This window comes from Klebsiella sp. 2-CIP_Kleb. (assembly GCF_050378715.1).
Taxonomy (GTDB): Bacteria; Pseudomonadota; Gammaproteobacteria; order Enterobacterales; family Enterobacteriaceae; genus Klebsiella; species Klebsiella quasipneumoniae.
This window is the reverse complement of sequence record NZ_JBNRLG010000001.1, coordinates 421,758-436,683: the sequence shown is the minus strand read 5'-3', so window position 1 is coordinate 436,683 and position 14,926 is coordinate 421,758. Positions and strand designations below refer to the sequence as shown.

The window sequence follows — 14,926 nt, the reverse complement described above, 5'->3', positions numbered from 1 at the left end:
CATGGTGCGTTTTCTCGTTGTCCTGTCGGTAGTTTTTCTTTCTGCGCCGGCGACGCTGGCGGCGAACGGTCACGCCATCAAGCAGCGTGCCGATGCTGTCCTGACCCTGATGAGCTATACCGTGGTCCCCGACGTGACCGCCAGCGATCTCAATATTGGCTCCGGGAGCAACGACAAACACAACCTGGCCATTACTCAGTTTGGCGGCGGGGCGACCCTGAGCGAGTCGTTTCCTCTCTATCTCGAAGGAACGATGGGCTACAGCCGTTACGACCCGCGTTTTGTGGTCAGCAATGGCGAACAGACGCGGAATGTGCCCACCAAGTGGAACAGCCTGACCACCACCGGCGGCGTCGGCTGGGATTTTTCGCTGCACCGGGATCGCTTTGGCGGCAACCTGGTGCTGCGGCCGATCGTCAATGTGATGCTCGGCACCCTGGCCAGCGATGCGCGCCTCGGCAGCTGGGTAATTGAGCGAAAAACCAACGCCGATCTGCAGTTCCTCGACGGCGGTCGGTTCAATGCATGGGGGCTCGGCGGGGCGCTGATGCTGGATTATGAACGCTTCTCCGCCACCCAGGATATTGATGCCGAGCTGCGTTACTCCTATATGCAACTGCAAAGTTTCGGCAGCAGCGCCGAGGTGGTGCAGGGGGAGGCCAGCGCGGAGAATCTCGGTCTGTATCTGCGCCGCCGCGCGCCGATCGCTGACTGGACGCTGCTGGGCAATCCGCTGCGCTACGTGCTGGAGGGGGCGCATACTGCATATCTGGGCGAACAGCGAGGGGCGCTGGGCTTCTCCGGTTTAACGTCGCTGGGGATTGGCCTCGAGCTGGACAGCAGTAAATACCCGGTCTTTATCACCCGCACCCGGCTGGTGGCGCGCTATATGTTCGGCAATAACACCACGGGCTATGGCGTTGGACTGGCGATGAGTTTTTGAAGGCCATTAACCCAGCTGCCGCCGGCCAGCGCCTTCTTACCCCCGGGAGAGACCAGGGCGAAGGGGGTCCATAACCGTCCCCGCAGCCAGACGGTTTCCTCTCCCCCCAGTGTGAGGGCCAGGGTGAGGGTTAATCCTGACACCACACCCGCTCGCCGTTCACCCACGTCTCGCTGATATTACGCTCATCACCCAGGGTCATCAGTACGAACAGCTGCTCATAAATATCATGGCAGCGGCCCATCCGCAGACGCTGCAGCGGAGTGACCGCCGGGTCAATCACCACAAAGTCGGCCTCTTTGCCCGGCTGAAAATTGCCAATCTTCTCTTCCAGCCGCAGGGCGCGCGCGCCTCCGAGGGTGGCGTGATAGAAGGCCTCGCTGGCGCGCAGGCGATAGCTCTGCAATTGTCCTACCTTGTAGGCCTCGCCCAGCGTCCGCAGCATGCTGAAGGTGGTCCCGGCCCCGACGTCGCTGCCGATACCCATCCGCACCTGGTGCTGCCAGCAGGCGGGCAGGCGAAACAACCCGCTGCCGAGAAACAGATTCGAGGTCGGACAGAAGGCGACTGCGGAACCGGTGTCATGCAGGCACTGCCACTCGGCATCATCAAGATGGATCCCGTGAGCAAATACGCTGCGTTCGCCGGTGAGCTGATAGTGATGATAGACATCCAGATAGTGCGCATGCTCCGGCCACAGCTGTTTAACCCAGGCGATCTCCTCGCGGTTTTCACTGAGATGCGTCTGCAGCCAGGTATCGGGAAACTCGGCCCGCAGGCGCTGCACCGCCTCCAGCAACGCCGGCGTCGAGGTGGGAGCAAAGCGCGGGGTGATGGCATATCCCAGCCTGCCGCGCTGATGCCAGCGGCGGATCAGCGCCCGGGTCTGCTCGTAGCTCTCTCCGGCAGTTTCGCACAGATAGTCGGGCACATGGCGATCCATCATCACTTTCCCGGCGATCAGGCGCATATTGAGGCGCAGCGCTTCGCTGAATAACGCCTCCACCGAGGCCGGATGCAGGGTACAAAACACCAGCGCGGTGGTGGTTCCATGGCTTATCAATTGATTTACAAAAAACTGCGCTATCTCCTGGGCATACTCCGCATTGGCAAACTGGCTCTCCACCGGGAAGGTGTAAGTGGTAAGCCACTCCAGTAGCTGTTCGCCAAAGGCGCCGATCATCTCGGTCTGCGGATAGTGGACGTGGGCATCGACGAACCCCGGCAACAGCAGCTTGCCCCGCAGGTCGACATAGCCCTTCAGCGGATGCAGAAAGGCTTCACCCTCCCGCCATGGCAGGAGCGCGACAATTTTCCCGTCCTGTAAGAACAACAGGCCATCATCGAGATAGCGGGCGTGGGCGGCCACCTCATCCGGGGTCTCCGCCACGCCGGCGATATCAAAAAATGCACCGCGCACCGCGGTCTGGTAATCCATCATCGAACCTGCCTTCTCTTAACGCTCTGGGAATAGTGATAAACAGCAAGATTGGTGCCAGTTTGCAGCCTGCCGCGGCCAGACGCCGCGGCAGAAGGGGAAGGTTACTCTTTTTGCGCCACCGCGCCGGAGCGGAAGGCGGCTTTCGCCTGCACTTCGCGCTCGTAGCGAGCCAGCCAGCGGTAGGTGGTCGCGCCGAGGAAGACGCCGATAAACCAGCTGAAGTTCGCCACTTCATGCAGGGCCGGAATAAAGCTGATAATCAGCCCCAGGCCCACCGATGGCAGCAGGGCGGCAATGGCTTTCGGGTTAAAGCCGTTGCGGTACCAGTATTTACCCTTCGGCGTATCGTCAAACAGGTCGTCCACCGACACCCGGCCGCGTTTGATCAGATAGAAGTCGGCGATCAGGATGCCAAACAGCGGGCCAATAAAGGCGCCCAGCACGTCGAGGGTATAGTGGATCAGCTCCGGTGAGTTAAACAGGTTCCACGGCGTCAGGAGTATCGAGCCCACCGCGGCGATCATCCCGCCGGCGCGGAAGCTGATTTTCTGCGGCGCGCAGTTGGAAAAATCGAAGGCTGGCGAGACGAAGTTAGCCACGATATTGATGCCGATAGTGGCGGTGATCATGGTCAGCAGGCCGATGGCCACCGCCAGATCGTTGCCCACGCGGCTGACGGTTTCAATTGGGTCGGTGATCATTTTGCCGAACAGCGACTGGGTGCCGGAGACTATCACCACGGTGACCACCGAGAACAGCAGGAAGTTGAACGGCAGCCCCCAGCGGTTGCCGCGGCGGATCTCGCCCATGCTTTTGCCGTAGCGGGAAAAGTCGCCGAAGTTAAGCAGCGGCCCGGAGAAGTAAGAGACGACCAGCGCCGTGGCGGTGATCATCTGCCAGGTCTGCTCGCCGGCGCTGAGGGATTTGCTGGCGAGGGTAAAGGAGATCCCATCCAGACCGGTCTTGCATACAATCCAGCCGGCCAGGGCCAGCATCACCACATACACCGCCGGACCGGCGATATCGATAAAACGCTTGATGGCGTTCATGCCGTGCCAGAACACCATCGCCTGCAGCAGCCACATGGTGGCGAAGCAGAGCCAGCCGAGCGTCGACAGCCCGAGGAAACTGCTGCTGGTCAGCGCGGCAAGGGAGGGCCAGAACTTGAGCAGGACCAGCATCAGGGCGTTCGCCGCCAGATAGGTTTGAATACCGTACCAGGCGAAGGCGATTAGCCCGCGGATCACCGCGGGGATATTGGCGCCGAAGACACCGAACGCCTGACGACAGATCACCGCGTAAGGCACCCCGGCCATCTGGCTGGGCTTCGCCACCAGGTTAGCGCACAGCTGCACAATACAGATGCCCACCAGCAGGCAGAGCAAAACCTGCCAGCTGGCCAGCCCAAGCGTAAAAAAGCTTGCCGCCACCACGTAGCCGCCCATGCTGTGCACGTCCGACATCCAGAATGAAAAGATATTGTACCAGCTCCAGTTCTGGTCGCGGGTGGGCGCCAGATCGTCATTACATAGCCGCGGACTGTAGCTGGCGGCCGCCTCGTGAGTCTTCGTCTGCTGCGTGTGGGATGAATGTGGCATGAAACCTGCTCCTCTGAATGAAAACCCTTTGATATGGATTGCTGAGGCTATTGCAGGATCCAGGCCAGAATGATGAATCTTGTATACAAAAAATAAATTTTATGTATACGATCTGCTATCGATAAGTGAAACCGGAGTGGGTTAATGAATAATGAACATCGTCTCCAGGCCGCGCCAGCGCTGCAGGATAAGGACGAAAGCATTTACCAGGCGCTGATGACGGCTATCGTCGAACATCAGCTGCCGCCGGGCAGCAAACTGCCGGAAGAGGCGCTGGCGGAAGTGTTCGCCGTGAGCCGCACCGGCATCAGAAAAGTGCTGCAACGACTCGCCGCTGTGCAACTGGTCACATTAACGCCCAAACGTGGTGCACACGTCACCAGCCCGAGCGTGGAAGAGTCCCAGGCGATCTTTCGCACCCGGGCGCTGCTTGAGGTCGCGAATCTGCCCGATGTGATCGCGCGCTGTCAGCCGCCGCATCTGGCGGCGCTGGAGAACATTATTCAGCGTGAGCAGCAGGCTCATGAGGCGCACGACGGCCCGGCGGCCATCCGCCACTCCGCTGACTTTCACATTCAGCTGCAGGCTATCTCCGGCAACCCGGTGCTCACTGAGATGGTGACCCGCCTCAGCCAGCGCTCCTCGTTAGTGATTGCCGCCTGGGGCGCACCCTGGCGCCAGGGCTGTCGCTGCGACGATCACCAGCAGCTGGTCGGTTTGCTGCGGGATAAAGCCCTGCAGCCGCTCAGCGAGGCGCTGATGCACCATTTTGATCATATTGTCGCCAGCCTGTGCTTCGAGCGCGATGGCGTCAGCCTGCCCGATTTTTCCCGGCTGTTCGCCGGTCACAAGGAGTCGTGATGTCTTCTGTTTGTATACAAGTGATAAACCCCAACACCAGCCTGGCGATGACCGAAACGATAGGCGCCGCCGCGCGCGCGGTCGCCGCGCCGGGCACCGAGATCCTTGCGGTCTGTCCCCGCGCCGGCGTGCCGTCAATTGAGGGCCATTTTGACGAAGCCATCGCAGCGGTCGGTGTGCTGGAGCAGATCAGGGCCGGACGCGAGCAGGGGGTGGATGGACATGTGATCGCCTGCTTCGGCGACCCGGGGCTGCTGGCAGCGCGCGAACTGGCCCAGGGGCCGGTGATCGGCATTGCGGAAGCGGCGATGCATATGGCGACGATGGTCGCCACCCGTTTCTCCATTGTGACCACGCTGCCGCGCACGCTGATCATCGCCCGTCATTTACTGCACCAGTACGGATTTCATCAACACTGCGCGGCGCTGCACGCCATTGATTTGCCGGTGCTTGCGCTGGAAGACGGCAGTGGCCTGGCGCAGGAGAAAGTGCGCGAGCGCTGCATTCGCGCGCTGAAAGAGGATGGCAGCGGGGCGATAGTCCTTGGCTGCGGCGGGATGGCGACCCTGGCGCAGGAGCTGACCCGCGAGCTGCGGGTGCCGGTGATCGATGGCGTCAGCGCGGCGGTGAAGATGGTGGAGTCGCTGGTCGCGCTGGGCCTGGCGACCAGCAAGCACGGGGACTTAGCGTTCCCGGAGAAAAAGGCGTTAAGCGGGCAGTTTCAGTCGTTAAATCCATTTTAAAAGGGGCAGAAGATGGTTGAGAACCAGGAACACTATCCTCGCGATCTGCGAGGTTATGCAGGGCAGCCGCCGCACGCGCGCTGGCCGGGCGGGGCGCGGATCGCGGTGCAGTTCGTCCTCAACTATGAGGAAGGCGCTGAGAATCACGTCCTGCACGGCGATGCGGGTTCGGAACAGTTCCTGTCCGATATCATCGGCGCCGCCAGCTATCCGGCGCGTCATATGTCGATGGACTCGCTCTATGAGTACGGCAGTCGGGCCGGGTTCTGGCGCATCCATCGCGAATTCAGCCAGCGAGGGCTGCCGCTGACGGTTTTCGGCGTGGCGATGGCGCTGGCGCGCCATCCGGAGATTGTGGCGGCAATCAAGGCCGCGGATTACGATGTGGTCAGCCACGGCTGGCGCTGGATCCACTATCAGCACATGGATATCGCCGAGGAGCGCGAGCATCTGCACAAAGCGGTGCAGGTGCTGACCGACCTGTTCGGCAAGCCGCCCACCGGCTGGTATACCGGCCGCGACAGTCCCAACACCCGCCAGCTGGTGGTGGAGCACGGCGGCTTTGACTATGACAGTGATTATTACGGTGATGATTTACCCTTCTGGAGCGAAGTGGCCTGCAGCGACGGCAGCCAGCGGCCGCACCTGATCGTGCCTTATACTCTTGACGCCAACGACATGCGCTTTGCCACCGCCCAGGGGTTCAATACCGCGGAGCAGTTTTATACCTATCTGAAAGACAGCTTTGACGTACTGTACGCCGAGGGAGACACTGCGCCGAAGATGATGTCCGTGGGGATGCACTGCCGGCTGCTTGGGCGTCCGGGGCGTTTCCGCGCGCTGCAGCGATTCCTCGACTATATCCAGCAGCACGACAAGGTGTGGGTCTGCACCCGGCAGCAAATCGCCGACCACTGGCGCGAGGTTCATCCGTATCGCGGGTAGCTTGCTGCCCCCTTATCCTGGCCCTCTCCCCGGGGAGAGGGCATCGCCCGATCGCGACTCTTGCACCGATAAACCCTGAAAGACGCCGTGATGAATCGTGATTATTGAATCAGCATGGCGAGGAGTACCAGGAACAGTAGCAGGACATAGATGCGTGCATACCATACATCCGGTACCGCAGGGATAGCCCGGCGGCTAAACGCTATCCCGGCCCAGCCGGTCAGGACGAGCAGGCCTAGAATTTTCAGGCTGATAAAACCCAGAAATCCGCTCAACGGAATGGTGTGCCAGCCAATGATGGCATAGGTCACAGCGCCGCATAGCGCCACGGGCAAAGAAAGCGGGTTGGATGCGCTAACGCACTCCTGCATCGCATACCCGTGTCGCCGTAGCAGGGGCACCGTCATGACGCTGCCGCCCACGCCCAGCAATGCGGCAATCGTACCGATAACCACACCGCCGCCGGTGACCATTGGCAGTGACAGCCGACGCCGAGCGCTGCCCGTGAAAAATCCCTTGCGCAACAAACAATCGCTGATGGTTGCCAGCATATAGAGAATAAACAGCGCGCGAACGATATTCTCGCTAAATATCCCCGCCAGACAGGAGCCCACTACTGCCCCAATGGCAATAAACCATATCAACGGAAACAGCGTCTGTGCGGCAAGCTTGCCCGCCCGCCAGTTACGATAGCTGATCCAGCCGGCGTTAAATATCATCACCGCCGTTGAGGTAGCCACCGCGACGTGCATAGCGTTTTCCGTGAGTTCCGGCTGGCGGAGCATCAGTTGATAGACAAAGGGCACCACCACAAAGCCGCCCCCGAAGCCGAACAGCACCGTGGTAATACCGGTAGTAAAGCCTGCCATTGCAATAATAACGATATCATTCAACAGAATATCCCCGCCCTGAAAATGAGCGAGCAGCTTATACCGGTCGCGTACAGCTTCCCATTTGCACAGCGCTCAATTACCTTTGTAAATCGGTCAAAGGGAGACAGGTGTGCGCAACGTAAAAATTGACGAGGTCGATCGGCTCGATCGCGAAGTGGTGGCGTTAGGCAATGACTATGCGCAAGGGTATATTCTGCCCTTGCACCAGCATCGTCGCGCACAGCTGCTGTACGGCGCGACCGGACTGATGTATGTCACTACGCAGGACGGAGAATGGGTGGTTCCTCCGCAACATGCTGTCTGGATCCCCCCTGAAACCGTGCACGCCGTCAGATTTGCGGGGGTGACCACGCGCAGCTTGTATATTGAGCCAGATTGTGTGGCCGCTTGCATTAAACACCGGCGTTGCGAAGTGATCAGCGTCTCGCCGCTGTTGCGCCAGCTACTGCTGGAGGCTGTAGATTTACCACCGTTGTACGACAGCCCACGCGATCGCATGCTGATACAGTTGATGTTGCTGGAACTGGCCGCCATGCCGGTCCGCGAATTTGATATTCCGTTGCCGCAGCATCCGGCGCTGCTGGCGCTTTGTCAGGCTTTTTTGCTTAACCCCACTATCCATGATCCTGCGGCGCGCTGGGCCGGGGCGCTGTTTATGAGTCCCAGTACCTTTCGTCGCCATTTCCTGAAGCAGCTGGGCCTGTCATTTTCCGCCTGGCGACAGCGAGCCTGCGTGGTGAGCGCCCTGGCATGGTTGATAGCAGGGAAACCGGTGAACGAAGTGGCCTTATCCCTTGGATACGACAATGCGTCCTCTTTCGCCACCATGTTCCGCCGCGTGACCGGGCAACCGCCGTCGTTTTATCATCCAGCCTGATGCTCAGGGGAAGGGGGCTCCCGGCAGCATGTGTCGGCAATGAATGTCACTTTCATGGCGTTGCTATGCATTAACGCAGCCATAAGACAGACACCTGGCTTGCGTCTTCAGGTACCCCAACATTTAGTGGTGGCTACCTCGATGCGGTTTATCTATTCTGCCTGTAACCATGAGAAGACCGGAATCTCTCTTTGTGAACCATCTAATCTTTGAAAAAGTCATCATCATCTTCATTCTCGTCCTGTGGGTATTCGATACATTCAGAACCAGGAAAAGAAAACGTTTTGATCCTGCCATTGAAGCGGCTGATGCCAGAGAACGTTATCAATGGCGTTATTTCAGATGGGGTTTTCGGATCATACAAGTGGTAGCGGGAGTGTATATCTTCGTACAGCTGATTCAGGTTTTACTGAGATAGAGGCCGCCGGCAGGGGCTACTGAACATAATCCGTGTAAGCGACACGTGTTCCTGTTTTTCGTTGAGAGCTGAGAACTTGCCAGCATATAAACGGGGTGTTTTTAGTTTGTAACATTTTAAACAACAGCATATGTGACCCTTCAATGATGCAAGTAATACTGGTTCGACACGCGGAAACAGAGTGGAATGTAAAAGGTATTATTCAGGGACACAGTGATAGCGCCTTGACGCTTCGTGGGGAGCGTCAAACAGCAGCCTTGCTGGCAGCGTTTGTAGCGAGTGATTACCGGGTAGAATGTGTTTACGCTTCTCCGCTTGGCCGGGCCTGGCAAATGGGACAGCGCCTGGCGGAGAGTTTTCATTGTTCACTGATAGCTGAACCAGCTCTGAAAGAACAGGCTTTTGGTCAGTTTGAAGGTATGACAACCATAGAGCTCCTGCAGAATAATCCAGACGCCGCAGAAGCGTTATTCAACCTTGATGCAGAGTATTGTCCGCCAGAGGGTGAGTCTCTCTCACATGCTTCGCAGCGAATTATGCATTTTTTAACCAATCTGGAAAAAAAACGTCATCATCGAACAATATGTATTGTGTCTCACGGACAGGTCATTCAGGGTGTGCTTGCGATGCTAAAAAGTGGTGCTGTGGATGATTTTCACCGGTATGCACAACCCAACGCGAGTTACTCCGTGTTCGAACTGATTAATGGAAGATGTACCGCCCTAAAATGGGGGATCGCGACGCATTTACGTCACCTGGATTAAACAGTCTGACTTACCCCAGATTCCTGCTGTTCATGTTTGCTGTTCTTCCTCAGTTTGTCGTTCCCGTCGCGGGTCCTGTCTGGTTGCAATTGCTTGTTCTGGGGAGTATTCAAAAGCGGGCTGGAATGGTTTCCCTGGGTTCAGTCGCATTGGCATCAAGGACGTTTGGAAACGGCTCTTAACACCCGGGCGATATCAAATGGCAGGAACGGTGTACAGGCGTTGTCATCCGCATGATGTTTAGCGGGCCGGCATATTATCGACATCAGCCCGTTAAGGTATACACAACCTGTAAACCCGCTGTCCGCTTTCCGCTCCGACTGGCTCTTAACCTCAGTTGGTTCATCCGCTCTGTGCCAGAAGCGGACGTTGCATAACATCAGTTATACCCAGGGTATCAGGCACACTCTATTACCGGAATGGATTCAATCTTGCGTAAAGTTCATTCATTATGCGTAATTGATTCTGATCTGCTCTTCCCGCCTGAGTACGAGCCCGGCGCCTGTATATGCCGCCAGAGATTCTCTGATATATAACCTCACATCGCACTCCTGATTAATAAACGTCAGTGATTATAAAAATGTCTGCCTGCCCCATAGGCAGGGGCAGGTTCTGCATTCTATTCCCGCGCGGAAATCGTCCTGCGGGAAGTAACCCGGAATGCCTGCCTGATGTCCCAGACGCTTTCCTCACGTCCCACGGCCAGGGCAAACAGTACTCCCCCCACGATTGAGAACAGACCCAGTACGCTCCATGCGAGCGTCATGTCAGTACCGCCCCCCAGGTGCTTCAGGTAGCCGGCAACAAGCGGTCCGCCAAACTGACCAATAAAGTTGCTGCATGCACCTACAAATGCCACCGCAGGGACCGCTTTCTTTGTCGGGAGGATTTCCGTCAACCGGACGTAAACCAACGGCACAAGCATCTTCATTGTCAGGCCGACAAACATGAACAGGGCTATCTGCACCCAGTAGTAAGACAGCGGAACAAAAGCCGCGGCTGACAACGCGATACCGCACAACACGGTGGGAATAGCGGCATGCAGCCGCCGTTCCTGGTTGTATTTATCTGACCGCCGGGTGATATACCAGATGCCCACCATGGTCATCAGGAAAGGCATTCCGCTGATTAGACCGACTATGAATTCACTGAGCGTTCCATACCCCTTAAGTGCCGTCGGCAGCCAGAGCGTAAAGCCGTATGCCAGCATGCTGTGCAGGGAATAGCCGATTAACATCAGCCAGAGTGCCGGTATTTTGATAATGGTCCACCAGGGGTCAGATTTCTCCTTCACATAGTTTGACTGCTCAGCCGCAAGGTCTTTCTGGATATGATCCCGGTCCTCGGCGCTGAGCCAGCTCGCAGCCTGAATACTTTTAGGTACCAGATAAAACCAGATGATGCAGAACAGCCACGCGGGTGCCCCCTCAATGACCATCATCATGCGCCAGTCATGATGTGCCAGGATCCAGCCCGATATTGGACCGGCCAGAAACGCACCGGCCCCCAGGCTGAGGTTCCAGATACCAAATGCGCGTCCCCTTTCTGGCTTCATAAACCATTGTGCCAGAAACATCGCCGTTGCTGCCTGAATCGGCCCTTCAGCAAGTCCCAAGAAGAAACGGATGGCAACCAGTTCACCAAAGTTACGCGTCAGACCCGTGAGCATGGCGCAGGCACCAAAAAGAAACAGGCTGACGCCAATTATTCTTCGCGATCCAAAGCGAAGCGCCAGCCAGCCAGCGGTAAACTGCGTCGCCACGTAGCCCCATGCAAATGCACCGCCAAGCCAGCCAGCTTCTACCGGGCTGAGCCCCATCTCGGCCGTAATATGGGGCAGCGCCATGCCTATATTCACCCGGTCGAAGAAAGAAATGGTATACATGATAAACACTGCAGGGAGTATTATTGTCCAGCGTTTTTTCCCGATAAGCGCATTACCTTTAAGAGCATTATCACTCATGATAACTTCCTCATTTAGAGCAGATGTAGGGGAGGAAATGCTGATTTCAGGTCCTTTTAAATATCAGTCAGATAAAATATTTTTATTATTTTGAAGCAGCAACGACGTAATTAGTCAGGCGACCAACTGACTCAATTTCGACTTCAATAACATCGCCGTCATTAAGAAATACCTGCGGATTACGTGAACGACCAACACCGCCTGGTGAGCCCGTCAAAATAACATCACCCGGGGATAGCTGTGTAAAGGTACTCATATAACTGATAATTTTGCTTATTGGATGAACCATATTAGCTGTACTGTCCTGCTGAACAATTTCACCATTAAGCCAGGTTTTTAGCTGAAGCTTTTGCGGATCGGGGACCTCATCACACGTAACCAGCCAGGGACCGAACCCACCTGTTTTGCTCCAATTTTTGCCGGCAGTGAACCAGGTATGCTGCCAGTCACGCACGGAGCCATCCATATAGCAGGAATAGCCCGCTATGTATTCTGCAGCGTCCTGCTCAGCGATGTTTATGCCGGATTTTCCGATTATGATTACAAGCTCACCCTCATAATCGAGCTGATCGCTCAGCGCAGGCTTCACGATGTTGCCCAGATGAGCGGTCTGAGAATCTGAGAACCGGATGAATATGGTAGGCGCATCCGAAGTAATACTAAACTCAGTGCGTTTGGCCTGATAATTCATGCCGACGCAAAGTATTTTGCCCGGATTATCAATAACAGGAAGGAAGGTAATATCAGAAAGCTGATAATCCGGCTCATAGCTGATATATCCGTCAGCTGCTGCGATCCCTTTTTCTCTGATAAAAATTTTCAAATCGGGAGTATCAATATCTGTCCGGCTTCTCAGGTCAATAACTCCCTCACCCTGTAAAATACCGTAACTTTTATATCCATCAGGCGTCAGATAACTTAAAAGCTTCATACATTTTTCCCGCTACGCCCTTCCGCATCGCAGAAGGGCGTTATTAAATTAAGCAAGACGAGATGTCAGCAGAGACTTATACAGCCAGCGCGCGCATTTCTTTGATAAGGTCTGATTTACCCTCAAAACCGATACCCGGCAGTTCCGGCATGATGATATGGCCATCTTCCACCTTCACCGAGTCAGGGAAACCGCCGTAAGGCTGGAACAGATCGGGATAGCTTTCATTGCCACCAAGGCCAAGGCCTGCGGCAATGTTCAGGGACATCTGGTGACCCCCATGAGGGACGCAGCGTGACGGTGACCAGCCAAATTGCTCAAGCACATCAAGCGTGCGCAGATATTCAACCAGACCATAAGAGAGTGCGCAGTCAAACTGCAGATAGTCTCGATCCGGGCGCATGCCGCCATAGCGCAGCAGATTTCGCGCATCCTGATGGGAGAAAAGGTTTTCACCCGTGGCCATTGAGCCGGGATAGAACTCTGACAGCGCGGCCTGCAGGGAGTAATCCAGTGGGTCACCGACCTCTTCGTACCAGAACAGCGGGTAGTCACGCAGCATTTTCGCATAGGCAATACCGGTTTCCAGATCGAAGCGGCCATTGGCGTCAACGGCGAGACGCGCTTCGCTGCCAATTTCCTCCAGGACGGCCTCAATACGGCGACGGTCCTCTTCCAGAGACGCTCCACCGATTTTCATCTTCACAACGTTATAGCCGCGATTAAGATAACCGCGCATCTCCTGACGCAGCGCGCTCAGATCTTTACCCGGGTAATAGTAACCGCCCGCCGCGTAGACAAAAACACGCGGGTTAGCCTCAACGCCCTTCATTTCTGCCAGCAGGCGGAACAGCGGCTTGTTAGCAATTTTTGCGGTTGCATCCCAGATGGCCATGTCCAGCGTACCTACCGCAACTGAACGTTCGCCGTGACCGCCCGGTTTTTCGTTGCTCATCATGACGTCCCAGATCTTATGCGGATCCAGATTGTCGCCTTTGGCATTCAGCAGGCTTTCTGGTTCGGCTTCGAGGATACGGTTGCGGAAGCGTTCACGGATCAGGCCGCCCTGACCGTAACGGCCGTTAGAGTTGAAGCCGTATCCCACTACGCGACGTCCGTCTACCTCAACGTCTGTCACAACGGCAACCAGGCTGGCCGTCATCTTGCTGAAATCGATGTAAGCATTACGGATAGGGGAAGCAATAGGCTTGGTAATTTCTACAACGTCAAGGATACGCATGTTCTCTCCGGCAGTTTCCAGTCAAATACGATCTAACTAAATTACCTACGCTATATTTTATGTCATGCCGTATATTTATCGGCATAATGCACTAACGTAGTGTTCAGGGACCTTGTTGTCCTGTCTGATACCATCCTAAGCAGTTAACAAATTTCGTTCTAATGCCAAAGAGGCAGGCTGTAATGCAAAATCGGCATCACTTGGAGTTAACTTGGCTTGAGGACTGTGTTGCGCTGGCACAGTCCCTGAATTTCTCCCGTGCGGCAGCTTCACGATATGTGACGCAGCCAGCATTCAGCCGGAGGATTGTCTCGCTGGAAGAGTGGCTTGGAACGCCGCTTTTTGAAAGAAATCGTCGGGGCGTCAGCCTGACGCGCGCCGGGGAAGTATTCGTTACGCAGATCCCTGAACTTATTCGCGCACTTTATACCTTGAGAAGTGAATCTATAGAGGCCGCAGGAGAAACCAGACCGGATGTTATTTTTTCCGCCACGCACTCTCTGTCATTTTCTTTTTTCCCGGCACTGATGCGTAATAACGAAAAAATCGCCCGCTTCGGTTCTTTTCGCCTGTTATCTGACACACTGAGTGCCTGTGAACGCATGATCGACAAAGGTGACGCGCAGTTTTTGCTTTGTTACTACCACCCTCATATGCGCATCAATCTTGAACAGTCGAAATACTTCAGTGTTCGGCTCGGGCGGGAAACATTATTGCCTTATTCCAGATGCGATCCGGCAACCCGCGAGCCAATGTGGTATGCATCGGGCGGCAAAAAGTTTCCTTTTCTGTCCTATTCGGCTGAATCCGGCCTTGGCCGGATCCTTTCCAACACCTCGCAGGTCAACCGTGCCAGACGCGGAATGGAAATCGCATTCACTGCCGATCTGGCTGCAACATTACTGGCCATGGTCAGGGCCGGTGACGGCATCGCATGGTTGCCGGAAACGCTGGCAGCGCCGGATGTTGATGCCGGTTCCATTGCCGTTGCGGCGAAGAAAGAGAGCGCGCTCTGGGTACCCATAGACATCAGGCTTTTCCGCCCAGCAGCAAAGATGTCCCGCGCTGTAGAAGAGTTGTGGGAAATTTTCGTAGAGGACCAGATCTGACAATCGGAAAATATTCACGCATTTCTTACTGCACCATCATAAGAAAAAAGTGAGAGAACATGAAGCCCATAAGACGTGGCATTGCATGCAGAGCTAGCACTATCCGATGGCCGCTTTTCGCTCATAGCGGACCTTCAACTCAGGTAGCTTGTCTGCTCTGTGCCAGGAGCGGAGACTAAAATCAAAACCGATGACAAACT

Annotated in this window: 13 protein-coding genes and 2 pseudogenes; 9 read left to right on the top strand and 6 right to left on the bottom strand. The window is 55.9% G+C overall.

Annotation, left to right across the window (positions count from 1 at the left end):
- The first annotated feature begins 1 nt into the window (after position 1).
- Positions 2–943 (top strand): hypothetical protein, encoded by a 942-nt coding sequence (locus ACQUTP_RS02160; RefSeq protein WP_064149999.1) that lies wholly within the window; start codon positions 2–4, stop codon positions 941–943.
- 130 nt (positions 944–1,073) lie between these two features.
- Here ACQUTP_RS02160 and guaD read toward each other — a convergent pair whose 3' ends face one another.
- Positions 1,074–2,384, bottom strand: coding sequence for a guanine deaminase (gene guaD, locus ACQUTP_RS02155; RefSeq protein WP_080935689.1), 1,311 nt, complete (start codon positions 2,382–2,384; stop codon positions 1,074–1,076).
- Between the two features lie 101 nt (positions 2,385–2,485).
- Positions 2,486–3,982, bottom strand: coding sequence for an NCS1 family nucleobase:cation symporter-1 (locus ACQUTP_RS02150; protein WP_428902338.1), 1,497 nt, complete (start codon positions 3,980–3,982; stop codon positions 2,486–2,488).
- A 144-nt stretch (positions 3,983–4,126) separates the two neighbouring features.
- Between ACQUTP_RS02150 and ACQUTP_RS02145 the strand changes: the two genes are divergently transcribed.
- The 3 genes and pseudogenes from ACQUTP_RS02145 to puuE all read left to right on the top strand — a co-directional run bounded on the left by ACQUTP_RS02145 (position 4,127) and on the right by puuE (position 6,531).
- Positions 4,127–4,843: a GntR family transcriptional regulator gene (locus ACQUTP_RS02145; RefSeq protein WP_002905523.1), complete on the top strand. Its 717-nt coding sequence runs from the start codon at positions 4,127–4,129 to the stop codon at positions 4,841–4,843.
- Positions 4,843–5,714 (top strand): annotated as a pseudogene (gene hpxA / locus ACQUTP_RS02140) (allantoin racemase). Before ACQUTP_RS02145 ends, hpxA begins: the two are co-directional and overlap by 1 nt.
- Positions 5,632–6,531 carry an allantoinase PuuE gene (gene puuE / locus ACQUTP_RS02135; protein WP_227694713.1) on the top strand — a complete coding sequence of 300 codons (900 nt, stop codon included), beginning with the start codon at positions 5,632–5,634 and terminating at the stop codon, positions 6,529–6,531. The pseudogene hpxA and the gene puuE overlap by 83 nt, the downstream one beginning before the upstream one ends.
- 101 nt (positions 6,532–6,632) lie before the next feature.
- Here puuE and ACQUTP_RS02130 read toward each other — a convergent pair whose 3' ends face one another.
- Positions 6,633–7,424, bottom strand: a complete 792-nt coding sequence (locus tag ACQUTP_RS02130; RefSeq protein ID WP_192079834.1) for a sulfite exporter TauE/SafE family protein — start codon at positions 7,422–7,424, stop codon at positions 6,633–6,635.
- 109 nt (positions 7,425–7,533) lie between these two features.
- Here ACQUTP_RS02130 and ACQUTP_RS02125 point away from each other — a divergent pair, with 109 nt between their 5' ends.
- The 4 genes and pseudogenes from ACQUTP_RS02125 to ACQUTP_RS02110 form a co-directional block, all read left to right on the top strand.
- On the top strand, positions 7,534–8,301 hold the full coding sequence (locus tag ACQUTP_RS02125) for an AraC family transcriptional regulator (protein ID WP_285755971.1): 768 nt from the start codon (positions 7,534–7,536) through the stop codon (positions 8,299–8,301).
- A 193-nt stretch (positions 8,302–8,494) separates the two neighbouring features.
- Positions 8,495–8,719, top strand: coding sequence for a hypothetical protein (locus ACQUTP_RS02120; protein ID WP_004202530.1), 225 nt, complete (start codon positions 8,495–8,497; stop codon positions 8,717–8,719).
- Between the two features lie 143 nt (positions 8,720–8,862).
- Positions 8,863–9,483, top strand: coding sequence for a histidine phosphatase family protein (locus tag ACQUTP_RS02115; RefSeq protein WP_004151880.1), 621 nt, complete (start codon positions 8,863–8,865; stop codon positions 9,481–9,483).
- A pseudogene (locus ACQUTP_RS02110) lies at positions 9,477–9,760 on the top strand (LysE family translocator); the annotation flags it as partial. The gene ACQUTP_RS02115 and the pseudogene ACQUTP_RS02110, both read left to right, overlap by 7 nt.
- A 342-nt stretch (positions 9,761–10,102) precedes the next feature.
- Here ACQUTP_RS02110 and ACQUTP_RS02105 read toward each other — a convergent pair.
- From ACQUTP_RS02105 to ACQUTP_RS02095, 3 genes are all read right to left on the bottom strand, one after another.
- On the bottom strand, positions 10,103–11,446 hold the full coding sequence (locus ACQUTP_RS02105; protein WP_004202526.1) for an MFS transporter: 1,344 nt from the start codon (positions 11,444–11,446) through the stop codon (positions 10,103–10,105).
- A gap of 85 nt (positions 11,447–11,531) precedes the next feature.
- On the bottom strand, positions 11,532–12,377 hold the full coding sequence (locus ACQUTP_RS02100) for a fumarylacetoacetate hydrolase family protein (RefSeq protein WP_080846730.1): 846 nt from the start codon (positions 12,375–12,377) through the stop codon (positions 11,532–11,534).
- A 76-nt stretch (positions 12,378–12,453) separates the two neighbouring features.
- The gene (locus ACQUTP_RS02095; RefSeq protein ID WP_004202520.1) at positions 12,454–13,617 is read right to left on the bottom strand and encodes a mandelate racemase/muconate lactonizing enzyme family protein; all 1,164 of its coding nucleotides are present in this window, start codon (positions 13,615–13,617) and stop codon (positions 12,454–12,456) included.
- 182 nt (positions 13,618–13,799) lie between these two features.
- Here ACQUTP_RS02095 and ACQUTP_RS02090 point away from each other — a divergent pair, with 182 nt between their 5' ends.
- On the top strand, positions 13,800–14,726 hold the full coding sequence (locus ACQUTP_RS02090; protein ID WP_004202518.1) for a LysR family transcriptional regulator: 927 nt from the start codon (positions 13,800–13,802) through the stop codon (positions 14,724–14,726).
- The last annotated feature ends 200 nt before the right edge of the window (positions 14,727–14,926 follow it).